Source organism: Streptomyces sp. NPDC005752 (genome assembly GCF_040630715.1).
Classification (GTDB): Bacteria; Actinomycetota; Actinomycetes; order Streptomycetales; family Streptomycetaceae; genus Streptomyces.
In genome coordinates, this window is sequence record NZ_JBEXYB010000050.1 from 1 (window position 1) to 23,138 (window position 23,138).

15 protein-coding genes and 3 pseudogenes are annotated in these 23,138 nt (G+C 69.9%); 8 read left to right on the top strand and 10 right to left on the bottom strand.

Features of this window, described 5'->3' with window-relative positions:
• Positions 1–111: 111 nt before the first annotated feature.
• The 4 genes from ABZ441_RS30305 to ABZ441_RS30320 form a co-directional block, all read right to left on the bottom strand.
• Positions 112–1,893: an ABC transporter ATP-binding protein gene (locus ABZ441_RS30305; protein WP_358980004.1), complete on the bottom strand. Its 1,782-nt coding sequence runs from the start codon at positions 1,891–1,893 to the stop codon at positions 112–114.
• Positions 1,890–3,746, bottom strand: a complete 1,857-nt coding sequence (locus tag ABZ441_RS30310) for an ABC transporter ATP-binding protein (RefSeq protein ID WP_358980006.1) — start codon at positions 3,744–3,746, stop codon at positions 1,890–1,892. The genes ABZ441_RS30305 and ABZ441_RS30310 overlap by 4 nt, the downstream gene beginning before the upstream one ends.
• A 122-nt stretch (positions 3,747–3,868) precedes the next feature.
• Positions 3,869–6,817, bottom strand: coding sequence for an FAD-binding and (Fe-S)-binding domain-containing protein (locus ABZ441_RS30315; RefSeq protein WP_358980008.1), 2,949 nt, complete (start codon positions 6,815–6,817; stop codon positions 3,869–3,871).
• A 46-nt stretch (positions 6,818–6,863) separates the two neighbouring features.
• Positions 6,864–7,310 carry a MarR family transcriptional regulator gene (locus tag ABZ441_RS30320; RefSeq protein ID WP_358980010.1) on the bottom strand — a complete coding sequence of 149 codons (447 nt, stop codon included), beginning with the start codon at positions 7,308–7,310 and terminating at the stop codon, positions 6,864–6,866.
• 177 nt (positions 7,311–7,487) lie between these two features.
• Here ABZ441_RS30320 and ABZ441_RS30325 point away from each other — a divergent pair, with 177 nt between their 5' ends.
• Positions 7,488–9,293 (top strand): ABC transporter ATP-binding protein, encoded by a 1,806-nt coding sequence (locus ABZ441_RS30325; RefSeq protein WP_358980012.1) that lies wholly within the window; start codon positions 7,488–7,490, stop codon positions 9,291–9,293.
• 100 nt (positions 9,294–9,393) lie between these two features.
• Here ABZ441_RS30325 and ABZ441_RS30330 read toward each other — a convergent pair whose 3' ends face one another.
• Entirely contained in the window at positions 9,394–10,476 is a 1,083-nt protein-coding gene (locus tag ABZ441_RS30330; RefSeq protein WP_358980014.1) for an FAD-dependent oxidoreductase, read from the bottom strand.
• Positions 10,477–10,549: 73 nt separating this feature from the next.
• Here ABZ441_RS30330 and ABZ441_RS30335 point away from each other — a divergent pair, with 73 nt between their 5' ends.
• Together ABZ441_RS30335 and ABZ441_RS30340 are read left to right on the top strand one after the other, a co-directional pair.
• Positions 10,550–10,972, top strand: a complete 423-nt coding sequence (locus ABZ441_RS30335; protein ID WP_358980016.1) for a secondary thiamine-phosphate synthase enzyme YjbQ — start codon at positions 10,550–10,552, stop codon at positions 10,970–10,972.
• 793 nt (positions 10,973–11,765) lie between these two features.
• Positions 11,766–15,017, top strand: a complete 3,252-nt coding sequence (locus tag ABZ441_RS30340; RefSeq protein ID WP_358980018.1) for a GH92 family glycosyl hydrolase — start codon at positions 11,766–11,768, stop codon at positions 15,015–15,017.
• Between the two features lie 202 nt (positions 15,018–15,219).
• On the opposite strand, the pseudogene ABZ441_RS30345 reads toward ABZ441_RS30340, so the two are convergent.
• The 4 genes and pseudogenes from ABZ441_RS30345 to ABZ441_RS30360 all read right to left on the bottom strand — a co-directional run.
• A pseudogene (locus ABZ441_RS30345) lies at positions 15,220–15,463 on the bottom strand (hypothetical protein); the annotation flags it as partial.
• Positions 15,464–15,569: 106 nt separating this feature from the next.
• Positions 15,570–15,890 carry a histone-like nucleoid-structuring protein Lsr2 gene (locus ABZ441_RS30350; protein WP_358980020.1) on the bottom strand — a complete coding sequence of 107 codons (321 nt, stop codon included), beginning with the start codon at positions 15,888–15,890 and terminating at the stop codon, positions 15,570–15,572.
• Between the two features lie 11 nt (positions 15,891–15,901).
• Positions 15,902–16,252, bottom strand: a pseudogene (locus tag ABZ441_RS30355) (SMI1/KNR4 family protein); the annotation flags it as partial.
• A 205-nt stretch (positions 16,253–16,457) separates the two neighbouring features.
• Positions 16,458–16,571: pseudogene (locus tag ABZ441_RS30360) on the bottom strand (hypothetical protein); the annotation flags it as partial.
• Positions 16,572–16,999: 428 nt separating this feature from the next.
• Between ABZ441_RS30360 and ABZ441_RS30365 the strand changes: the two are divergent.
• From ABZ441_RS30365 to ABZ441_RS30380, 4 genes are read left to right on the top strand one after another with little or no spacing between them, the layout of a single operon-like run.
• A complete protein-coding gene (locus ABZ441_RS30365; RefSeq protein WP_358980022.1) occupies positions 17,000–17,755 on the top strand; it encodes a (5-formylfuran-3-yl)methyl phosphate synthase in 756 nt (251 codons plus the stop codon).
• 8 nt (positions 17,756–17,763) lie between these two features.
• The gene (locus ABZ441_RS30370) at positions 17,764–19,173 is read left to right on the top strand and encodes an aldehyde dehydrogenase family protein (protein WP_358980024.1); all 1,410 of its coding nucleotides are present in this window, start codon (positions 17,764–17,766) and stop codon (positions 19,171–19,173) included.
• Positions 19,170–20,276: an NAD(P)-dependent alcohol dehydrogenase gene (locus ABZ441_RS30375; protein WP_358980026.1), complete on the top strand. Its 1,107-nt coding sequence runs from the start codon at positions 19,170–19,172 to the stop codon at positions 20,274–20,276. Before ABZ441_RS30370 ends, ABZ441_RS30375 begins: the two co-directional genes overlap by 4 nt.
• 50 nt (positions 20,277–20,326) lie before the next feature.
• Positions 20,327–21,259: a class I SAM-dependent methyltransferase gene (locus ABZ441_RS30380; RefSeq protein ID WP_358980080.1), complete on the top strand. Its 933-nt coding sequence runs from the start codon at positions 20,327–20,329 to the stop codon at positions 21,257–21,259.
• Between the two features lie 137 nt (positions 21,260–21,396).
• Here the strand turns inward: ABZ441_RS30380 and ABZ441_RS30385 are convergent, their stop codons facing one another.
• Complete coding sequence (locus tag ABZ441_RS30385) at positions 21,397–21,930, bottom strand: EF-hand domain-containing protein (RefSeq protein WP_358980028.1); 534 nt, start codon at positions 21,928–21,930, stop codon at positions 21,397–21,399.
• Positions 21,931–22,497: 567 nt separating this feature from the next.
• On the opposite strand from ABZ441_RS30385, the gene ABZ441_RS30390 reads away from it, so the two are divergent.
• A complete protein-coding gene (locus ABZ441_RS30390; protein WP_358980030.1) occupies positions 22,498–23,130 on the top strand; it encodes a TetR/AcrR family transcriptional regulator in 633 nt (210 codons plus the stop codon).
• The last annotated feature ends 8 nt before the right edge of the window (positions 23,131–23,138 follow it).

A 23,138-nucleotide genomic window follows, 5' to 3' on the forward strand; every position in this document is an offset into this window, starting at 1 on the left:
CATCGCGGGCGTCAAGTTCGCGATCATGGGCGGCGACGAGAAGTGCACCGGTGACTCCGCCCGCCGCCTCGGCAACGAGCCGCTGTTCCAGCAGCGGACCGGTGGGGCGGCTCAGCCGTGCCAGGAACGCCACAGCGCCGCGTACGCGCCGTCCGCCGCCACCAGTTCGTCGTGACTGCCGAGTTCGCTGATCCGGCCGTCCTCGACCACCGCGATCACATCCGCGTCGTGCGCGGTGTGCAGCCGGTGCGCGATCGCCACGACCGTGCGGCCGTCCAGCACCCGTGCCAGCGAACGCTCCAGATGACGGGCGGCCCGAGGGTCCAGCAGCGAGGTCGCCTCGTCCAGCACCAGCGTGTGCGGGTCTGCCAGGACGAGACGCGCCAGGGCGATCTGCTGCGCCTGCGCCGGGGTGAGGGCCAGGCCGCCCGAGCCGACCTCCGCGTCCAGTCCCTTCTCCAGGGCCTTCGCCCAGCCGTCCGCGTCCACGGCGGCGAGCGAGGCCCACAGCTCCGCGTCCTCGGCGTCCGTGCGCGCGAGCAGGAGGTTGTCACGCAGGGAGCCCACGAACACGTGGTGCTCCTGGTTGACGAGAGCCACATGGCTCCGGACCCGCTCCGCCGTCATCCGGGACAGCTCGGCGCCTCCCAGCGACACCGAGCCCTCCCGGGGAGCGTAGATGCCCGCCAGCAGCCGGCCCAGGGTGGACTTGCCCGCACCGGACGGCCCGACCAGCGCCAGCCGTGTGCCCGGGGCGACGTCCAGCGACACCTTGTGCAGGACGTCGACGCCCGCGCGGTAGCCGAAGCGCACCTCCTGCGCCCTGACCTCCCGACCGTCGGGACCGACGAGGTCGTCACCCGCGTCGGGCTCGATCTCCCGTACGCCGACAAGCCTCGCCAACGACACCTGGGCGACCTGCAGCTCGTCGTACCAGCGCAGGATCAGGCCGATCGGATCCACCATCATCTGCGCCAGCAGCGCCCCCGTCGTCAGCTGTCCGACGGTGATCCAGCCCTCGATCACGAACCAGCCGCCGAGCATCAGCACCGCGCCGAGGATCGTCACGTAGGTGGTGTTGATGACCGGGAACAGGACCGAGCGCAGGAACAGGGTGTAGCGCTCCCAGGCCGTCCACTCCCTCACCCGCCGGTCCGACAGCGCGACCCTGCGGGCCCCCAGCCGGTGGGACTCGACAGTACGTCCCGCATCCACGGTCTCGGCGAGCACGGCCGCGACCGCCGCGTACCCCGCTGCCTCCGAACGGTACGCGGAGGGCGCCCGCCTGAAGTACCAGCGGCAGCCGGTGACCAGCACCGGAAGCGCGATCAGCACGGCCAGCGCCAGCGGCGGGGCGGTGACGGTCAGCGCGCCGAGCAGCAGCCCGGCCCAGACCACACCGATCGCCAGCTGCGGGACGGCCTCGCGCATCGCGTTGGCCAGCCGGTCGATGTCCGTCGTGATCCTGGACAGCAGGTCCCCGGTGCCGGCCCGTTCGAGGACGCCGGGCGGCAGCCCGACCGACCGGACGAGGAAGTCCTCGCGCAGGTCGGCGAGCATCTCCTCGCCGAGCATGGCCCCGCGCAGCCGCATCGTCCGCGTGAAGACGGTCTGCACGATCAGCGCCACGGCGAACACGGCGGCCGTGCGCTCCAGATGGAGGTCCGTCACCCCGTTGGAGAGGTCCTCGACGAGCCCGCCCAGCAGGTAGGGCCCGGTGATCGACGCGATCACCGCGACCGCGTTGACCGCGATGAGCACGGCGAAGGGCTTGCGGTGACGCCGCAGCAGAGCGCTCACGTACACCCGTACGGTCGTCGGCGTACCGACCGGCAGAGTCGTCGCCGACTCCGGTGCGGCCGGGTCGTACTCAGGTCGTGCCAGGCCGGTCATGCCGTCTCCTCGATTTCCTCGACCGCCCGGCCCGGCCGGAGGCCGTCGACCGCGGTGAGCCCGTCGTGTGCGGCCGGCGCGGCGGCCTCGGCCTCGGTGTCACGGGTCACGACCGCCCGGTAGCGCGGTTCGCCCCGCAGCAGTTCGCGGTGCGTGCCCACCGCCGCGACCGTGCCTCCGTGCAGGAGCACGACGCGGTCGGCGAGGTCCAGCAGCAGCGGGGACGAGGCGAACGCCACCGTCGTACGGCCCCGTCGCAGCTGTTCGATGCCTGCGGCGACCCTCGCCTCCGTGTGCGAGTCCACCGCGGACGTCGGCTCGTCGAGGACGAGCGCCTCCGGGTCGGTGACCAGCGAGCGTGCCAGGGCGAGCCGCTGCCGCTGGCCACCGGACAGGGACCTGCCGCGCTCGGTGATCCGTGTGTTCATCGGGTCGCCGTCGGTCTCGGCCGACGCCTGGGCCAGCGCGTCCAGCACGTCACCGCACCGCGCGGCGGCGAGTGCGTCCTCGGCCGTCACACCCCCCGAGGACGGGACGTCCAGCAGCTCCCGCAGCGTCCCCGAGAGCAGCACCGGGTCCTTGTCCTGCACCAGTACCGCGGACCGTGCCGAGGCGAGCGGCAGCTCGTCCAGTGGTACACCGCCGAGCAGTACCGAGGGAACCGGTGCGGACGCGTCGTCCGGCCCGGACGCTTCATCCGGCTCGGCGTGACCGCCGAGCCGTTCCGCCAGCCTCCCCGCTTCGTCGGGGTCGCCGCAGACCACGGCGGTGAACAGGCCCTGCGGCGCCATCAGCCCGGTCACCGGGTCGTAGAGGTCCCCCCGCGGCGTCGCGCCGTCCTCCGTCGGAGGGCGGGTGGTGCGACGTAGGGACAGCACCCGGACCGCGCGCTGCGCGGACGGGCGTGAGAAGGAGTACGCCATGGCGATCTCCTCCACGTTGCGCAGCGGGAACAGCATCAGGGTCGCCGCGCTGTACACCGTGACCAGCTGGCCGACGTCGATCCGGCCGTCCCGGGCCAGCGTCGCGCCGTACCAGACCAGCGAGATCAGCAGAACTCCCGGCAGGAACACCTGGATCGCCGAGATGACCGCCCACATCCGGGCGCTGCGCACCGCGGCCTCGCGGACCTCCTGGGAGGCGCGCCGGTAACGCCCGAGGAACAGTTCCTCGCCGCCGATACCGCGCAGCACCCGCAGTCCGGCGACCGTGTCGGAGGCCAGCTCCGTCGCCCGTCCCGCCTTCTCGCGCTGCAGGTCCGCCCGGCGGGTGGCCCGGGGGAGCAGCGGCAGGACGGCCAGCGCGAGGACCGGGGTGGCGACGGCGACCAGCACACCGAGCGACGGCAGGTAGAGCACCAGTCCGACGCAGATCAGCACGAGCGCGGTCGCGGCGGCCAGGAAACGCGACAACGCCTCGACGAACCAGCCGATCTTCTCGACATCGCCCGTGGAGACGGCGACCACCTCTCCGGCCGCCACCCTCCGGGTGAGCGCCGAACCCAGCTCGGCCGTCCTGCGCGCCAGCAGTTGCTGCACCCGGGCCGCAGCGGTGATCCAGTTCGTGACCGCCGTCCGGTGGAGCATGGTGTCGCCCAGGGCGATGAAGACGCCGAGGACGACGAGGAGGACCCCGGCGAGCGCGAGATCCCGGCCGGAGCGGTCGATGACGGCCTGCACCGCAAGGCCCACGGCGAGCGGGAGGCCCGCGATCGCACAGTGATGAAGCAGCCCCCAGCAAAGGGACTTGACCTGGCCGCCGAGCTGACTCCGCCCGAGCCAGAACAGGAAACGGGGGCCTGACCGAACATCGGGATCGCCGGGATCCGAGTACGGAAGATCGCGAATCTGCATGACGTCCCAAAGAATCGGAAGCGAAGACCAGTGGTCGATCCCGCGGAACAGTGGGGGGACCAAACCGTGCAAGGTTCGCTTCCTGACCCCGTCCGGGGCAACCGATTATTCCGCCCGACCGCTCAGGGCCGGATGACGGGCCGGGTCGCCCGTTCGAGCTCGATGAGTGCCGAGTGGTAGTGGTGGCCGGTCGCCCGGTCCATGCCGATCTCGCACATCCGGTTCGCAGACAGATAGGCGTCGTAGTGCCGGATGTTGACCTCCGCCGCCTCCTTGGCGGTCGCCGAGTCGGTGAGTTCCTTGTGCAGCATGCCGCGGTCGCCCGCGAACCCGCAGCAGCCGGCGTCGTCGGGCACAACCACCTCCTCGGCGCACGCTTCGGCCAGCGTGCGCAGATGCGCCACATCACCCAGATGCTCCATCGAGCACGTGGGATGCAGGACGGCCGTTCCTGCCCGGCGGAACACCGTCAGATGGGGGAGCAGTTCGTCGGCGGCCCAGACGAGCGAGTCGACGAAGGTCAGTTCCTCGTGCAGCGCCCTGTTGTCCTCGGTGAGATACGGCACCACCTCGTGCGCCAGGCCCAGCGTGCACGACGACGCGTCGACGACCACCGGCAGCGCGCCACCACCGGTCCAGCCCCAGGCGGCCTCCACGATGCGGTTGGCCATGACCGCGTTGGCGACGTCGTACCCCTTGGAGTGCCAGATCGTCGCGCAGCAGGTCCCGCCGACGTCCTCGGGAATCCATACCGGCCTGGCGGCCCGCGCCGACAAGGAGACGACGGCCTCGGCCAGCGACAGCGCCCCCGCGTCTGCGGGGCCGGCGAAGATGCGGTTCACACAGGCCGGGTAGTAGACGGCCTGGGCGCCTGCCCGTGAGGTGGGCGGCAGTGTGCGGGAAGCGGCGCCGGGGGTCTCGGGCAGCCATTCCGGAACCAGGTCCGGCCGAACGGCCTTGCGGGCGAGTCGGGTCACGGCCCCGAGCAGCCGGTCGCCGCCATGGCGGGAGATGACGTCGGCCATGCCGAGGGCGGCCCGAGCCGAGGCCTCGACGATCCCGAAGTGCCGCGCGGTGACAGCCGCGACCCGCTCCTCACGCGCGGAGTGCCGGTGATGGCGGAAGTCCTTCATCATCGCGCCGGTGTCGATGCCGACCGGACAGGCGAGCTTGCACGTGGAGTCGCCCGCGCAGGTGTCCACCGCGTCGTAACCGTAGGCGTCCAGCAGCCCTGCCTCCACCGGTGAGCCGCCCGGCTGCCGCATCATCTCCCGGCGCAGGACGATCCGTTGACGCGGAGTGGTGGTGACGTCCTCACTGGGGCAGGTCGGTTCGCAGAACCCGCACTCGATGCACGGGTCGGCGACCGGCTCGACCCTGGGAATGGTCTTGAGGCCACGCAGATGCGCCGTCGGGTCCCGGTCGAGGACGATCCGGGGTGCCAGGATCCCGCCGGGGTCGACGGCCTGCTTCGTCCGCCACATGAGCTCGGTCGCGGCGGCGCCCCATTCCCGCTCCAGGAAGGGGGCGATGTTGCGGCCGGTGGCGTGTTCCGCCTTCAGTGATCCGTCGAAGCGCTCGACGACGAGCGTGCAGAACTCGTCCATGAACGCGGCGTACCGGTCGACGTCGGCCGGTTTCGCGGCGTCGAAGGCGAGGAGGAAGTGGAGGTTTCCGTGCGCCGCGTGCCCCGCGACCGCGGCGTCGAAGCCATGGGCGGCCTGGAGCGCGAGCAACGCCTCGCAGGCATCCGAGAGCCGGGACGGCGGAACGGCGAAGTCCTCGGTGATCAGCGTCGTGCCCGAGGGGCGGGAGCCGCCGACGGCGGTGACGAACGCCTTACGCGCCTTCCAGTACCCGGAGACGGTGGCGGCGTCCCTGGTGAACGCGTTCGTCACCGATGGGGCGGGAGCCACCAGATCGAGACCCGTGACGACAGCGGCCGCCTCCTGCTCGCAGGCGGCCAGTGCGCTCTCGTCCGGGGCGCGGAACTCCACCAGGAGGGCCGCCGTCCCCCGAGGGAGTGCCGCCCAGTCCGAGGGGACGCCCTCGACCCTGACCGAGGCGCGCAGGGTGTTGCCGTCCATCAGCTCCACGGCGATCGCTCCCGCCTCGTTGAAGCGCGGCACGGCCGCCGCTGCCGACGTCAGCGAAGGGAAGAACAGCAGCGCGGAGGAGACGTGACGGTCCAGGGGCAGGGTGTCGAACACGACCTCGGAGATGAATCCGAAGGTTCCCTCCGAGCCGACCATCAGGCCCCGCAGGATCTCCACGGGTGTCGATCCGTCGAGGAACGCGTCGAGACGGTAACCGTTGGTGTTCTTGATCTCGTACTTGGCGCGGATCCGGGTGGTGAGCCGCGTGTCTGCCTCGATCTCCGCCTTGAGCGCCAGCAGCTCGTCGCACAGACGCGGTTCCGCGTGGCGCAGGAGCTCGTCGGCATCGGCCTCGCCCGTGTCGACGACCGTGCCGCTCGGCAGGACGAACGTCAGCGAGGAGACCGTACGGTAGGAGTTCCTCGTGATTCCCGCGGTCATGCCCGAGGCGTTGTTCGCCACGACCCCGCCGACGGTGCAGGCGATGGCGCTGGCGGGATCGGGTCCCAGGGTCCGTCCGTGCCGGGCGAGAGCGGCGTTGGCCCGCATGACGGTGGTCCCGGGCCGGATCCTGGCCCGGGCGCCGTCGTCCAGTACCTCGATCCCCGTCCAGTGCCGGCGTACGTCGACGAGGATGTCCTCACCCTGCGCCTGGCCGTTCAGACTGGTGCCGGCGGCCCGGAAGACGACCCCGCGGCCGTTGCCGTGTGCGTAGGAGAGGATCGCGGAGATGTCGTCGAGGTCCTCGGGGACCAGCACGACCTGCGGCAGGAAGCGGTAGGGGCTGGCGTCGGAGGCGTACCGCACGAGGTCGGAGATCTTCCACAGCACCTTCTCCGGACCGAGCAGGGCGGTCAGGCCCGCCCGCAGTTCCGCCGGGGTCCCCGACGCCTTCCAGCCCGGCACCCGATCGGGGGACGGCATACGTGGCGTACGCGGACGCAGGGCTTTCGGATCCGGCTCCAGCAGCGGCATGTCACGATCCCCTCGACGGCGCGGTGCGGCGTCCGCACCGCTTGTCTCAGCAGCGGCGGCGCTCCGGCATCCCGTCGACCAGAGCGGTGAGCAGACCGCCGAGCACCTCACGCTGGGCGGCGGTCAATGGAGCCAGGATCTCCTCCGCGGCGGCCTTCCGCGCGTCGCGCATCGAACGGAGCACCGCCCGGCCCTCCTCGGTGATCTCGATACGGATCACCCGTCGGTTGGCGGGATCGGGGGCGCGCCGCACCCGGCCGCCGGCCTCCAGACCGTCGACCAGGGTGGTCACCGCCCGTGGGACGACGTCCAGGCGCTCGGCGAGATCGGCCATCCGGGGCGGACCGTCGTAGTGCGCGGTGGTGCGCAGCAGGCGGAACTGGGCCGGGGTGATGCCTATCGGCTCCAGCTGCCGGCTCTGGATGCGCTGGAGCCGGCGCGTGAGCCGCAGCAACTGCTCGGCGAGCATGCCGTCGGAGTCGGGGGAGTCCATGGGGGAACAATATCAGGACCTGGTTCATTGTGAATAGAGGTAACAATGAGCTAGGCTCTCCAAAGTCGGCCCACCCGCCAGCTCCCTGCCGCCTGTGCCGATCCGGTCCGCTGTGTTGATCGCGCCCGCCGCGGCGAGTCCGAGCATCCTCTCCGTCGCACGCCCTCGAAGGAGCCCATGAAACCCGACGAACCCACCTGGACACCTCCAGCCGCAGATGCCGGGCAGCCGCCCGCCGAGCTGCGCCGGATCTTCCGGCTGTTCCGTCCCTACCGCGGCCGGCTCGCTGTCGTAGGGCTGCTGGTCGGCGCCTCCTCGTTGGTGTCGGTCGCCTCCCCCTTCCTGCTCCGCGAGATCCTGGACACCGCGATCCCCCAGGGGCGCACGGGACTGCTCACGCTTCTCGCTCTCGGCATGATCCTCACCGCGGTGATGACCAGCGTCTTCGGTGTCCTGCAGACCCTGATCTCCACGACGGTCGGCCAGCGCGTCATGCACGACCTGCGCACCGCGGTCTACACCCAACTGCAGCGGATGCCGCTGGCCTTCTTCACCCGGACCCGCACGGGCGAGGTCCAGTCCCGCATCGCCAACGACATCGGCGGAATGCAGGCCACGGTCACCTCCACTGCGACCTCCCTGGTCTCCAACCTCACCGCCGTCATCGCCACGGTGGTCGCGATGCTCGCGCTGGACTGGCGGCTCACCGTCGTCTCGCTGCTCCTGCTTCCCGTCTTCGTCTGGATCAGCCGTCGTGTCGGCCGAGAGCGCAAGAGGATCACCACCCAGCGTCAGAAGCAGATGGCCGCGATGGCGGCCACCGTCACCGAGTCACTCTCGGTCAGCGGCATCCTGCTCGGCCGGACCATGGGCCGCTCGGATTCCCTCACCAAGGGCTTCGCCGAGGAGTCGGAGCGACTGGTCGACCTCGAAGTGCGCTCCAACATGGCGGGGCGCTGGAGGATGTCGACCATCGGGATCGTGATGGCCGCCATGCCGGCCGTCATCTACTGGGCGGCGGGCCTCACCCTCCAGTCCGGTGGCACAGCCGTCTCCATCGGCACGCTGGTCGCATTCGTCTCGCTCCAGCAGGGACTGTTCCGCCCGGCGGTGAGCCTGCTCTCCACCGGTGTGCAGATGCAGACGTCCCTCGCCCTGTTCGCCCGCATCTTCGAGTACCTCGATCTCGTGGTCGACATCACCGAGCCCGAGAAGCCCGTCCGGCTGGACGAGATCCGGGGTGAGATCGCCTTCGAGGACGTCACCTTCAGCTACGAGGAGAAGAGCGGGCCCACCCTGAGCGGCATCGACGTGGCCGTGCCCGCCGGGAACAGCCTGGCCGTCGTGGGACCCACCGGATCGGGTAAGTCCACGCTCAGCTATCTGGTGCCGAGGCTGTACGACGTCACGGGGGGCCGGGTCACGCTCGACGGGATCGACGTGCGTGACCTGGACTTCGACACGCTCGCCAGGGCGGTCGGCGTGGTCTCCCAGGAGACGTACCTCTTCCACGCCTCGGTCGCCGAGAACCTCCGCTTCGCCAAACCGGACGCCACCGACGAGGAGATCGAGGCCGCGGCCCGCACCGCGCAGATCCACGACCACATCGCCGGCCTGCCCGACGGGTACGACACCCTCGTCGGCGAGCGGGGATACCGGTTCTCGGGCGGCGAGAAGCAGAGACTGGCCATCGCCCGCACGATCCTCAGGGACCCGCCCGTGCTGATCCTCGACGAGGCGACCAGCGCCCTCGACACCCGCACGGAGCACGCCGTACAGCAAGCCATCGACGCCCTGTCGAAGGGCCGCACCACCCTCACCATCGCCCACCGGCTCTCGACGGTCCGGGACGCGGACCAGATCGTCGTCCTGGACGAAGGACGTGCGGCCGAGCGAGGCACGCACGAGGAACTGCTCGCACAGGACGGACGCTATGCCGCCCTCGTCCGCCGCGACGGCCATCTCGCCCCGGCGGCCACCTGAGGTGCCGCCCCGGCTGCGGGTCCGGCCGGGGGCGCGGAGTGACCGCCACCCATGCGGTCACGAGGCAGGGCAGTGGCAGGGCGGAGGTAGGGGCAGGGGGTCAGGCCGGAGTGCCGACGCCGTTCAGCAGCCGACCGACCGAACGTACTACCGCCCGCCCGGCCCGGTTGGCGCCGATCGTGCTGGCGGAAGGGCCGTACCCGACGAGGTGGACGCGGGCGTCCCGCACGGCCCGGGTGTCGTCGACACGGATGCCGCCACCTGCCTCGCGGAGTTTCAGCGGCGCGAGATGATCGACGGCGGCCCGGAAGCCGGTCGCCCAGAGGATCACGTCGACCTCGACCGTCCGGCCGCCCGACCAGGCCACACCCTCGGGTGTGATCCGCTCGAACATCGGAAGCCGGTCGAGAATGCCCTGCTCGCGCGCGTTCCGGACGGCGTCGTTGAGCGGCAGCCCGGTCACGCTCACCACGCTCTGCGGCGGGAGCCCGAGGCGTACACGCTCCTCCACCATGGCCACAGCGGCCCGCCCCTGCTCCTCGCCGAACGGCCCCTCCCGGAACACCGGGGGCCGGCGCGTCACCCAGTACGTCTCCGCCGCCACCTCGGCGAGCTCCATCAGATGCTGTGTGCCTGATGCGCCGCCGCCGACCACGAGTACCCTCAGGCCTGCGAACTCCGCAGGCCCCGGGTAGTCCGCGGTGTGCAACTGCCTTCCCCGAAAGGTCTCCTGGCCGGGATAGCGGGGCCAGAACGGCCGGTCCCAGGTGCCGGTCGCGTTGATCAGCGCGCGTGTGGCGTAGGTGCCTTCGGTGGTCTCGACGAGCAGCCGGTTCCCCTCACCCTCGCGCACGGCGCCCACGTCCACCGGACGGTGCACCCGCAGGTCGAACCGGCGCTCGTACGCGTCGAAGTAGGCGCCGATCACCTCGGACGAAGGACGGCTGCCGTCGGCACCGGTCAGCTCCATGCCCGGCAGGGCGTGCATGCCGTGCACCTTGCCGTACGTGAGGGTGGGCCAGCGGAACTGCCATGCGCCGCCGGGCCGGGGCGCGTGATCCAGCACGACGAAGTCCTGGTCGGGCTCCAGGCCGGCGCGCCGCAGGTGGTAGGCAGCGGACAGCCCCGCCTGCCCGGCGCCGATGACCACCACGTCCAGTTCACGCGTCCCCAAGTTGTTCACGCTTCTACCAACCCTGGCTGCGCCCCGGATCTTCCCGGCGCACGATCCGCGCGGGCGAGGAGAGAATGGGGCCATGTCCGACACCTTCGCCACCCACCTGCTGAGCCTCGCTACGGGACGGACCGAGACGGTCATGGACCTGACCGAGGACTGTGCCCAGTTCCTCGCCCGCGCGGCTCACGGCAGAGACGGCCTGCTCAACGTCTTCGTACCCCACGCCACCGCCGGGATCGCGATCCTGGAGACCGGCGCGGGCAGCGACGAGGACCTCCTCAGCGCCCTGCAGACCCTCCTCCCGGCCGACGACCGCTGGCGCCACCGGCACGGGAGTCCAGGCCACGGCCGCGACCATGTGCTCCCGGCACTCGTACCGCCGCATGCCACTTTGCCGGTGATCGGGGGGAGGCTGGAGCTGGGGACGTGGCAGTCCGTCTGTCTGGTCGATACAAATCGCGACAATGCAAACCGTCAGGTCCGCCTGTCATTTTTCGGGTAGGGCTGCGTCTGCCGTCACTGTAGGAGTGATGTCCGGCCGCACCAAGTGAGAGAGGCCCAGCTCTGGGCAGGGCTGGATGAGCGGTGCTGCGCGGCGATGTGCGCCTGGGGCGGATGTCATCCGCGGGGGACTCGGCATCACCCGCATCGAACGCGTGCTGACCGACAATGCCTGGGCCTGACCTTTGTCAGGCCATTGCTGGCAGTGGGCTGACGTCCGCCGCCGGGGCGCCCGGGGATTTCGTCCCTGGGGAGCCCCGGAACGCTTGACCTGGAGTGCACTTCAAACCTGGCAGCGGCAGCTGCTCAACCCACTCCGTTTTCCGCCGACTTGGCTCGGATGCGCGTTCAGCAGCCGGCGGAGCCGGATCTCGGGTGTCACGTGTCACGTGATCGTTCCGCTCGCCAGCGGCTACCGGTTGGCGCTCCGGGCCTGGGGATTCCATTCCACCCTGTGCCTCGACGTGCCCGACGAGGTCTCGGCCCAAGCCGTCGCGCGGTTCCTCTCCGGCCGCGAGGGTTTGGCCCATCTCCGTGGGCCGTTGGGTGGCGCATTCGCCCCGCAGGCCGCGCGCCAAGGCAGGCAGGTCGCTTGTCGACGCCCCACTCTGGAGAATCGATGCAGCGCGTCAGAATTGGCCACCGCTCACCCAGTGACATCCGGGGCGGCCGGGGATTATGGTGCGAACGAACAGAGTGACAACGTTGTCAGTGCAGGACTCGAAGGGAAATACCCCATGCGGTTTGCTTTCAGACCGTTCCGTCCCCGTGCTTCCGGTATAACAGCCGGTCTGATGGCCGCCGTACTCGTGAGTGGCGGAGTGGTCGGCATCGCCGAGCCCGCCGCCGCCGCGGGCGCGGAACCGATCGATCTGGTCAATCCGTTCGTCGGAACCCAGAACTTCGGCAACACCTTCCCCGGGGCGAGCGCGCCGTTCGGCATGGTCCAGGTCAGTCCGGACACCGGCGGCCAGGGCGGCTACGACTACAAGCAGGATTCGATCTACGGATTCAGTCAGACGCACCTGTCCGGCGTCGGCTGCGGCGTCATGGGCGAGCTGCCCATCATGCCGACCACGGGTGCAGTCGACTCCGTGGACCCGAACGCCTACCGTTCCCCGTACAGCCACGACGACGAGCAGGCCAGTCCCGGCTACTACCGGGTGGGGCTGAAGAAGTACGACGTCGACGCGGAACTCACCGCCACCGAGCGCACCGGGTGGCAGCGCTACACCTTCCCCTCCACCGGTTCGGCCAACGTCCTGTTCAACACAGGCAAGGCCAACCAGTCCGTGCTGGACTCCGAGGTGCACGTCGTCGGTGACCGCACCATCGAGGGCCGGGTGCACGCCGGGGGCTTCTGTGCCGGACACGACGAGCACACGGTGTACTTCAGCGCCACCTTCGACCGGCCCTTCAAGGCCTACGGCACGTGGGACGGCGCAGACCCCGAGCCCGGCACCCGCGACGCGGAGGGAGGCGGCCAGAACGGCGCCTGGGTGACCTTCGACGCGACCACCGACCGGGACGCCGTCCTGAAGGTGGGGCTGTCCTACACCGGTGTGGAGGGCGCCCGTAAGAACCTGGCCGCGGAGACCAAGGAGTCCTTCGACTTCGACGCCACGCGTGTGGCGTTGCAGGACACCTGGAAGAAGCAGCTGAATTCCATCCGGGTCGGCGGAGGCGCGGCGGACCGGCAGAAGGCCTTCTACACCGCGCTCTACCACAGCCAGTTGCACCCGAACCTCGCCGGTGACGTCGACGGCATGTACCAGGGGTTCGACAACAAGACGCACACGGCAAAGGACTACACGCCGTATCAGAACTTCTCGCTCTGGGACACTTACCGGCCGCAGAACCAGCTTCTGCAGATGCTGGAGCCGAAAGTCGCCCGGGATGTCGCGCTGTCGGTCGTCGCGGCCGGCCGGGACGGCGGCTGGCTGCCCCGCTGGGCGCTCGCCAACAGCGAGACCAACATCATGACCGGTGACCCGGTCACGCCCTTCCTCGTAGAGGCCTGGTCAAAGGGTCTGCTCGCCGGACACGAGGCAGAGACCTACGCGTTGCTGAAGAAGAACGCGACCAGCACCCCGCCCGCCGACTCGCCGTACAACGGACGCTCGGGATCGGACCACTACACCGAGCGCGGCTACATCCCGTCAGGTCTCGAGCTCGGCAAGGACTGCGCGGACAAGGGCGGCGACAACGACTGCAAGCACCCGGCGTCGGCGACGATGGAGTACTCCGCCGCCGATGCGTCGCTTGCGCTGATGGCCGACCGGCTCGGACACAAGTCGGACGCCAAGATGTTCGCCGCGCGCGGCCAGTGGTACCGGAACCTGTGGGACTCCTCGATCCAGCAGTTCCGGCCGCGGACGGCCGACGGCACCTGGCTCACGCCCTACGACCCGGTCGAGGCGGCGCACCAGTTCCATGAGGGCGGCGCGTACCAGTACCAGTGGCTGGTACCGCAGGACCCGGCCGGCCTCGTCAGCCTGATGGGCGGTCGGAGCGCCACCGAGAAGCGGCTCGACTCCTTCTTCGTCCACGACAAGCTGCTCACCGACCCGGCGGGCACCGCCCGGAATGACTGGATCTCGCAGCCGTACGACTACTACGGCAAGCCGACGTACAACCCGAACAACGAGCCGGACCTGCACGCCCCGTACATGTACAACTGGGTCGGCGCCCCGGCGAAGACCGCGACCGTGGTGCGTGCGGCGATGACGCTGTTCACCAACGGGCCGGACGGGATGACGGGCAACGACGACCTGGGCACCATGTCGGCCTGGTACGTCTTCTCCTCCCTCGGCCTCTACCCGACGATGAGCGGCGGCGACTTCCTGGCCGTGTCCAGCCCGCAGTTCGAATCGGCGACCGTCCGGATCGGCAGCTATCCCAAGGCGTCCGGCACCAAGGGCCAGGGCGGCACGCTGACGATCGAAGCACCCGGAGCGAGCGACACGAAGCGGTACGTGCAGAGCGTGGCCCTGAACGGCCGGGACGTACCCCAGACCTGGCTGAGCTGGAACAAGCTCGCGCACGGCGGAACCCTTGCCCACCGGCTCGGGACCTCCCCCTCCTCCTGGGGCACGGGCAAGGGCGCCCAGCCGCCTTCCGTCAACCAGGCATCCCCCGACAGCCGTAAGCACGTCGACGCGTCGTTGCGTCCCGCCTCGGCGGTCGTCCCCACGGGTGACGCCGCACAGACCGCGAAGTTCACGCTGGACGTCCTCGGGCAGGCTCCCGGCAAGCTGACCGTGTCGGTCACGGCGAAGGTGCCCAGCGGCTGGAAGGCCACGACGGCACAGCGTTCACCACTCGTGATCGATTCCGGTCATTTCCCGGTCCAGAAGAAGGTGTCGCTCGACATCACCGTGCCCCCGGGCGTCGCGGCCGGGTCCTACCCGGTGGAGGTGAAGGTCGCGGGCCGAGGGACGAACTCGGTCACCCGCAAGGCCACCGTCACGGTGGGAGCCGCCACGACCTGCGCGAGTGAGGCGAACGGGCAGTGCGCAGTGGACCTGCGCGCAGACCTCGGCCATGACGGCACGGCCACGGTGGCGAACTCCGACGAGGGCGACTTCGACGGGCATGGCTGGAGCTATGACGGCGACCTCCTGCCCAAGGCGGGGCCGGTCACCTGGGACGGGGTGACGTACGACGCGCCGGACCCCACCGGCACGGCGAACAACTTCCTCGAAGCAAGCGGGCAGGCCCTCCTGCTGCCCGCCGGACAGCACAGTGCGCTGCGGCTGGTCGGATCGGCGCACAACGGTCCTGTGACCACCACACTGACCGTGCACTACACGGACGGCAGCAGCACGGAGGCACCGGTGACGTTCGGCGACTGGGCGGGCTCCGCGCCGAACGGCAGCACGGTCCTCCTCGACATGCCGCACCGCATCAAGCGGGGCACCGGTGTCGACGGGCCGTCCATTCGGCTCTTCGGCACGGCCGCCGAGCTCGATGGGGGCAAGACGGTCCGTTCGGTCTCCCTGCCGGACGACTCCCGCGTCGAGATCTATGCTATGACGCTCGTTTAGAGGGACGGCGGACCGCCGAAACCCAGCCGGCGGTGCGTCATTCCGGATCGACGCACCCCTCTCATCAGGGCCCCGGCGCGAAAGCGCCGGGGCCCTTCGCGTACTCGCCCACCCCGGGATCCGGCCAACCGTCCAATGGGCGCCGACGCCTGCCCGAACGGGGCGGTCACGGCTGCCGTGCCGTCGGCATCTCCGGGTACGAGTGGTCGGCCAGCAGCAACAGCCAGCCGCCGATTTCCGACTGCGGCTTCCCGGTGTCCGGGACCGCGTAGAACTCGCCCAGGTCCTGACGGATGCGGCCCGGAGGGTTGCGGCTGTACTCGCGCAGCTGCCGCTCCGCCTCCGCGATGGCCGAGGGGCGAGGGGCGAGTGTGCCAGGTGTGACGGAGATACGCGCTCAGGGCGCGGCTGCGCCGCTCCTGGGTGTCTGCGGCCGGCTGTCCCAGTTACGCGTGCATCACCTGGTCCAGTTCGCCGTACCGGCGGTCGTGTTCGAGGGGTTTCATGGACATGTGCGTGTGACTAGATTCGCTGGTACGGGTGGCAGTCGGTTCAGTAGTCGGAGACAGAGTTGGCCCGCTTCCATGCCTCGATGATCTCGATGGCGATGCGGCCGCGGTCGGGAAGGGGATGGCCTTTCGCGCGGGCCCATGCGCGGATCTCGGCTGGATTCATGGAGCCCTGATGGTCGGCTGGGGTGGTCGGCTCAACGGTTGGGCGGGCGGGGGCGAACGTAGTCCCGTTGTCGAGGAGGTCTTCGGGAAAGAAGGGGACGTGCGTCGGCCGCCGACGACTGCGAGGAGGAACTCGGTGAGCGTTCCGGTGAAGGTGTAACAGGGCGCGCGCAGAGCCTGGTTGACCGCGACATCCCACCCGTCTGGCTTGTTCGAGGGCTGGGTGACCCAGAAGAGGTGGTCACCGTTCCCGGTGACCCCCATGGCGAAGAGTTGCTCCGGGGGGTGGGGCAGAGGCCAGGACTGCCGGGCGTTGTGCCTGACTTCTACGATCTGCTGCCGAAGTCGGGCGGGCATAGGCCCGGTGAGATCTGCCCCTGCGCGAGGGGCGTGCGGATAGTACAGAGAGAGGAAGTTGCAGAACTCGCCAGGACCATATGTGGCCATGAGTTGCCTGTAGTCCTGGGGCAGCCGCATGCCGAGGTCGGTCTCGACTCGGCTCCAGTCGGGGGCCGAGGGGAGGGGCGCGGGGGGTGGGCAGATTTTGGTCAGGGCGGTCATGGTGACTCCGTGGGAGTGTCAGGGGCGAGGCTCGTCGTGAGCTGGGTTGGGGCGGATGTCTTCTTCGTCGAACCCGAGCTTGCCATCCGGTCCCCTTCCGGTGGCCGAAAGCCTTGAGATGAATTGTCTTCGGCGGTGAGTCCGGGGCATCATTCGCGTATTCCAGGTAGACGCTGTATGTGACAACGTCACCATCATCGACAGCGTCATACACCCTTTTTTCGAACAGGCTCATCCACGGCGTGTTCGTCGGGTTCTGCGAGATGGTGAACAGATTCTTCCATTCATCCCCAGAACTGCCGAGTTGATTGGCCAGCATGTGCCCGCAGGCCTGTCCCACACCCTATTTGGTAGCCCGGCGGGATGATGGTGTTCCGTGCATCGGTGCCCTCATCGAGCATGTTCCGGGGCCACGATTGCGTTCATCTCATACGGACGGTCATGTTCATCGAGGGTCCAACGGACGGGCGCTTCACGAACCCTGCGAAGGTACGGACACGAGCACCGGAGCACGCAAGCGCGCCGGGCGCACCCATGAGGGCGGTCGGTTTCGGCGCGACTCAACAGGATCTGATTCGCGCCGGTACACACGGAGTCATACGCGTGCGTACACGCGCCGCCCGGGGAACTCCGCACGCCCTACCGGTGCGCGCGGGCAATGGAAAAGATGAGCACACCGCACATGAACCAGTGATCCGCAGTTCCCCGTCCCCCGGCCGGGCGGACTCGCGGCGGAAGGAGTTCACGGTGTTGCTTCTCATCTCCCCGGACGGCGTCGAGGAAGCGCTGGCCTGCGCGAAAGCGGCGGAGCACCTCGACATCGTCGACGTCAAGAAGCCCGATGAGGGCTCTCTCGGTGCCAACTTCCCTTGGGTCATCCGGGAGATCCGCGACGCGGTACCGGCGGACAAACCGGTGTCCGCCACCGTGGGCGACGTGCCGTACAAGCCCGGCACCGTGGCGCAGGCTGCGCTTGGCGCGGCCGTCTCCGGCGCCACGTACATCAAGGTGGGCTTGTACGGATGCACGACTCCTGAGCAGGGCGTCGAGGTCATGCGGGCGGTGGTCCGGGCGGTGAAGGACCACCGGCCGGACGCGTTCGTCGTCGCTTCGGGCTACGCCGACGCGCACCGCGTCGGCTGTGTCAATCCGCTCGCCCTGCCCGACATCGCAGCCCGCGCCGGTGCCGACGCGGCCATGCTGGACACCGCGATCAAGGACGGCACGCGGCTGTTCGACCACGTTCCGTCGGACGTCTGCGCCGAGTTCGTCCGCCGCGCCCACGCGTCCGGTCTGCTCGCCGCCCTCGCGGGCAGTATCAAGCAGGCCGACCTCGGTCCGCTGACCCGTATCGGCACGGACATCGTGGGCGTGCGGGGAGCGGTCTGCTCGGGCGGTGACCGCAATGCCGGAAGGATCCAGCCGCACCTGGTCGCCGCCTTCCGGGCGGAGATGGACCGGCAGGCCCGGGAGCACGCTGCCGACGTCCCGGCCCTGAACTGACTACCGGGATGCCGACACCGGAAGCCAGCTGCGCCCCCGGGCACCGTACCCCCTGCCTCGGTGTCATCGACCCGGCCACCGGGGAGACTTTCGACAAGATCCCAGACGAGCAGGCGGACGAACTGGACGACGCGATCGACCGGGCCCGGCGCGCCTGGACCGGATGGCGCGCCGACCCGGCCGCCCGCACCACCGGACTGAACGCCGCCGCCGACGCCGTGGAGGCTGCCGGAGACGACCTCGCTCCGTTGCTCACCCGGGAGCAGGGCAAGCCCCTGGCTGAGTCGTACGCCGAGGTCGCCCGTACCGCGGCCCGGCTGCGGTACTTCGCCGGTCTGGCTCCCCACACCCGCCGGATCGACGACGGCCGACCCGTGCACAGCGAGATCCGCTGGCGCCCTCTCGGACCCGTTGCCGCGATCGTGCCGTGGAACTTCCCCCTCCAGCTCGCATCGGCGAAGTTCGCGCCCGCACTCGCGGCCGGCAACACCGTGGTCCTCAAACCGTCCCCATACACCCCGCTCGCCACCCGGCTGCTCGGTGCCGTCCTCGCCACGGCCCTTCCCGAGGATGTCCTGACCGTCGTCACCGGCCGGGAACCCCTCGGTGCCCGCCTCGTCTCCCACCCGGCCATCCGCCACGTCACCTTCACCGGCTCGGTGCCGACCGGGCGGGCCGTCGCCGGAGCCGCGGCGGACTCCCTCGCCCGTGTCACCCTGGAACTGGGCGGCAACGACGCAGCCGTCCTCCTGGACGACGTCGACGTGGAGCGGATCGCGGACCGGCTGTTCTGGGCCGCCTTCCGCAACTGCGGGCAGGTCTGCATGGCGGTCAAACGCGTTTACGCACCGGCCCGGCTCCACGCCGAGGTCGTCGAGGCCCTCGCACACCGCGCGAAGACCGTCGTCGTCGGGCCAGGCCTGGACTCGGGCACCCGGCTCGGGCCGGTCAACAACGCCCCCCAGCTGGCCCGGGTCGAGCGGGTCACGCAGCGGGCTCTGGCGGCCGGCGCCCGGGCGGCGACCGGCGGTCACCGGCTCGACGGACCGGGCTACTTCTTTGCTCCCACGATCCTCACGGACGTCCCTCCCGAGGACCCGGTGGTGACCGGGGAACAGTTCGGACCGGTCCTGCCGGTGCTGCCGTACCGAAACCTCGACGAAGCCATCGAAGCGGCCAACGGCACCGGCTTCGGGCTGGGCGGCTCCGTGTGGGGCACCGATCTCGACCGGGCGACGGCGACCGCCGACCGGCTCGAATGCGGCACGGCCTGGATCAACCACCACGCCGAACTCTCCCTTGCCCAACCCTTCGCAGGCATCAAGGACAGCGGGGTCGGTGTCGCGGGTGGCCCGTGGGGCCTCTACGGCAACCTCCGTCCGTTCGTCGTGCACCGGCCGCGAGAGGAAGAGCGATGAGGTTCCGTGCCGCCGTGCTGCGTTCGAACGAGACCCCGTTCGCGATCGAGGAGGTCGTCCTGAGCACCGGCCCGGCCGCCGGTGAGATCCTCGTCGAGATTGCCGGATGCGGAATGTGCCGGACCGATCTCGCGGTCCGGCGATCCGCCGGTCGCACCCCGCTGCCGGCGATCCTCGGCCACGAGGGGACCGGAGTCGTGGTGGCGTCGGGCGATGGCCCGGACGGTGCGATCGGCGTCGGTGACCACGTCGTGCTGAGCTTCGACTCCTGCGGAGACTGCCGGAACTGCCGCGGCGCGGCCCCCGCCTACTGCGACTCCTTCGCCTCACTCAACCTCTTCGGGGGACGCGAGGAGGGTGCGTCAAGGCTCACCGACGCCGTCGGGGGAGCGCTGGCCTTTCGGTGGTTCGGCCAGTCCTCCTTCGCCGAATACGCCCTCGTCCCGGCGCGCAACGCCGTCCGGGTCGACCCCGCCCTGCCGCTCGAACTGCTCGGTCCGCTCGGCTGCGGCGCCCTCACCGGTGCCGGAGCCGTACTGAACACCTTTCGTGCCGGTCCCGGTGACACCCTCGTCGTACTCGGTGCGGGAGCGGTGGGCCTGGCCGCGGTCATGGCGGCCACTGCCGCCGGCGTACGGACCGTGGCTGTCGACCGGCATCCCGGGCGCCTGGACCTGGCCGAGCGGTACGGCGCGGTCCCGCTACCCGCTGTGACGGCCGGACTGGCCGAGCGCATCCGTCGGCACACCGACGGCGGCGCGCAGTACGCCCTGGACACCACGGCCTCCGCCCTGCTCATCAACGACACACTCCGCGCGCTGCGCCCCACCGGCACCCTCGGTCTCGTGGCACGCCTCCACACCGCACTGCCGCTCGAACCGGGCACGCTCGACGGGGGCCGCAGCATCCGGCACATCTGCGAGGGGGACGCCGTACCCGAACTGCTGATACCCCGGCTGATCGGTCTGTGGCAGGCCGGTCGCTTCCCCTTCGACCAACTGATCCGAACCTATCCGTTGGCCGACATCAACGAGGCCGAACGCGACTGTGACGCCGGACGCGTTATCAAGCCCGTGCTGCTGCCGGAAAGAAGAGACCGATGAGTGAAACGTCCACCACCGGAGACCCCCGCCATCCCACCAGCGACCCTTCCATGTTCTTCGCTCCAACCGAAGGTGACACGACCACCACAGCGACGCGGCGGACCGGCGCGGAAGGTGTGGACGCAGGCGTGGGACTGACCGCCCTCCTTGTCGCCGCCGCACGGGCGATCGAGACCCACCGCCACGACAGCCTGGCCCGGGACGTCTACGCGGAGCACTTCGTGCGCGCTGCCCCCGCCTGCACGGACTGGCCGGTGAGGATCCAACAGGTCCCGGACGGGGACGGCAACCCGTTGTGGGGGAGGTTCGCCCGCTACTTCGGTCTGCGGACGAGAGTCCTCGACGACTTCCTCCACCGGTCGGTCGCTACAGGCGTCCGCCAAGTGGTTCTGCTGGGGGCGGGATTGGACACCCGCGCCTTCCGGCTGGACCTGCCGGCCGACTGCGTCGTCTTCGAGATCGACAGAGAGGGCGTGCTGGCCTTCAAGCAACAGGTTCTTACGGATCTGTCGGCCGCCCCGAAGACGAAGCGGGTCCCGGTACCGGTCGACCTGCGCGCTGACTGGGTCACCGCGCTGACCTCTGTCGGCTTCGACCCGGCCGCCCCGAGTGTCTGGCTGGCCGAAGGACTGCTCTTCTACCTGCCTGGCCCCGCCGAGACATACCTCATCGACACGGTGGATCGGCTTACTGCCGGGGGCAGCGCCCTGGCCTTCGAGGCCAAGTTGGAGAAGGACCTGCTGGCGTACCGCGACAGCCCGATCTACACGGCAACGCGGGAACAGATCGGCATCGATCTGCTCGACCTCTTCGACAGGGGGCCGCGCCCCGACTCCGTGGGCGACCTGGCGGCCAAGGGCTGGTCCACCTCGATGCACACGCCCTTCGACTTCACCCGTCTGCAGGGACGTGGTCCCCTTCCCGAGCCGAACGACGCGCTGGAGGGGAACCGGTGGGTCTTTGCGCACAAGCTCCGACCCTGACGTCCGCACGGGCCCGGCACCGCCGTGACCTCACGGGGGGCCGGCGCCCGCTCGTGTGGGGGGCGAGCCGAGGTCCGTGCCGACCGGCGGCGTCCTGGGACAGCGCGCCCTCACAGAACGCTCATGTCCGGGCCTTGTCAAACGGCCCGGACAGCCACCAGCTGGTCAGCCGGAATTCCGCCCATGTCCGGCGCGTAGTAGTCCTCGATGCCCCTGGCCCACGTGGTCACGGTGATGCGGTCGTCGGCGTCCGGGCCGAACGCGTCGAAAAGCGCATGAATGTTGGCCTCGGTGAAGCCGATCGCCGTCATCAGCGATACGAAAAGCGGGCGCTCGATCAGGCCGTCCCCGTCGGGGTCGCCGAGTACGGCGAGCGCGTCGGCGAACTCGGTGATCGTGGGACCGAAGCGCTCGGGGTCGAGCACGAACGGACGGAACTCATCGAGGGAGATCACACCGTCGCCGTTGGCGTCCAGCTCCGTGGCCAGTGTGGTCCAGTAACGGCGGAACGCTGTCCGGATGGCCTCCCTGGCGCCGTCGTCCGACGTGACCGCCGCATCCAGAACACGTCCCGTCATGAGGTCGAAGTCGTTGGAGTCGAGGACTCCGTTGCCGTTGGCGTCGAAGAGGGAGAAGACCAGCTCGACCCTCTCGGTGGCCTCAGTTCGCATGTCCGTCACCTGTCTCCTACGGTCCGTCGATCCCGGACTCGGCTCAATGAGTGCTCCTACGTAACCGCGTAGAGGGAGCAGCGTGACGATGAACAGACCTTCGCTACCAGAAGGAGTGAGTTCGCCGACAACCAGTTCGTACGGTCGAACCGGCCTACGGGATCCGAGCGAGGCGCAATTCTGCGTGACACCCTGGGCGCCGCACGGGCGAGGCCGTGCGCTGGGTCGGAATCGATTCCAGGGAGGTAGGGCAGGTGCGGCTGTGATTCCTTGGGTAGCTCCGAGGAGCTACACGACTGTAGGGGTCGTTCCCGGCAGTACCAGGGAGAGGGCCGCCCAGCGGGCTCGCTACGAAAACGGCAGAGTCCATCGGATGGATGGCCGGCCCAGTATCAGTCAAGCTGTCAGCCCAGGGCGCCTCGGCGAACAGAGCATGCTGACTTGTGGTGCTGACGGAGACGACGACCTCAGGGTGCTTGGTTGCGACCTCTTCGGGAGTATGAACACGGGGACCTCGGTTCGATGCTGCGGGGTACGTAACGAGCGTTCGGTACGTAAGCGAGCAGCATGCCGCCACCCGCACCCGGAGACCGTGAAGCCCGCCGCAAGGACGTTTCCGAGGCGGTGTGGGCCGTGCTCGCCGACAAGGGGTTCGGCGGGCTGACCCTGCGAGCCGTCGCCGCCGCGATGAACGGCTCGACGGGGATGCTCATGCACTATTTCCCGACCAAGCGCGCTCTGATCGCGCACGCGCTGGACCTGCTGGAGGTGCGTACCGCGGAACGCCCGCGCCGCGCACGGCCCGCCGAGGGGCTGCCGTCGGTGCGCGCCATACTGCTGGGCATCCTGCCGCTGACGCCGGACGACACCGCCCGCAACCGCATCTGGGTCAGCTCCTGGGACCTCGCACTTGCCGACGAGGGGCTGGCCGGCGAGCAGGCCGGGCGCTACGCGCGGTTGCGGGGGATGGTCCGGCCGCATCTCGAAGCGGCCAGCCGACTGGGACAGTTGGGCGACGCGGCTGCCGACGCCGAACAACTGGCGGCTGCGGCAGTCGCGTTCACGCATGGGTTGGTCGTGCAGGCGCTCTTCGACCCCGACCGGTTCCCTGCCGACGTACAGACCGTGATGCTCGACGACTTCCTGGCCTCGCTCGGGCGATCGCCTCTGCCTCCGCCCGATGCGCGCACCCCGGATTGATCACCCGG

What these genes read in the sequence shown, in the direction of transcription:
- ABZ441_RS30390 (WP_358980030.1), top strand. Translation starts at nt 22,498, where the DNA reads ATGCCGCCACCCGCACCCGGAGACCGTGAAGCCCGCCGCAAGGACGTT.
- ABZ441_RS30320 (WP_358980010.1), bottom strand. Translation starts at nt 7,310, where the DNA reads ATGGACTCCCCCGACTCCGACGGCATGCTCGCCGAGCAGTTGCTGCGG.
- ABZ441_RS30340 (WP_358980018.1), top strand. Translation starts at nt 11,766, where the DNA reads ATGGCCGCCGTACTCGTGAGTGGCGGAGTGGTCGGCATCGCCGAGCCC.
- ABZ441_RS30385 (WP_358980028.1), bottom strand. Translation starts at nt 21,930, where the DNA reads ATGCGAACTGAGGCCACCGAGAGGGTCGAGCTGGTCTTCTCCCTCTTC.
- ABZ441_RS30370 (WP_358980024.1), top strand. Translation starts at nt 17,764, where the DNA reads ATGCCGACACCGGAAGCCAGCTGCGCCCCCGGGCACCGTACCCCCTGC.
- ABZ441_RS30375 (WP_358980026.1), top strand. Translation starts at nt 19,170, where the DNA reads ATGAGGTTCCGTGCCGCCGTGCTGCGTTCGAACGAGACCCCGTTCGCG.
- ABZ441_RS30315 (WP_358980008.1), bottom strand. Translation starts at nt 6,817, where the DNA reads ATGCCGCTGCTGGAGCCGGATCCGAAAGCCCTGCGTCCGCGTACGCCA.
- ABZ441_RS30305 (WP_358980004.1), bottom strand. Translation starts at nt 1,893, where the DNA reads ATGACCGGCCTGGCACGACCTGAGTACGACCCGGCCGCACCGGAGTCG.
- ABZ441_RS30380 (WP_358980080.1), top strand. Translation starts at nt 20,327, where the DNA reads ATGTTCTTCGCTCCAACCGAAGGTGACACGACCACCACAGCGACGCGG.
- ABZ441_RS30335 (WP_358980016.1), top strand. Translation starts at nt 10,550, where the DNA reads ATGTCCGACACCTTCGCCACCCACCTGCTGAGCCTCGCTACGGGACGG.
- ABZ441_RS30325 (WP_358980012.1), top strand. Translation starts at nt 7,488, where the DNA reads ATGAAACCCGACGAACCCACCTGGACACCTCCAGCCGCAGATGCCGGG.
- ABZ441_RS30310 (WP_358980006.1), bottom strand. Translation starts at nt 3,746, where the DNA reads ATGCAGATTCGCGATCTTCCGTACTCGGATCCCGGCGATCCCGATGTT.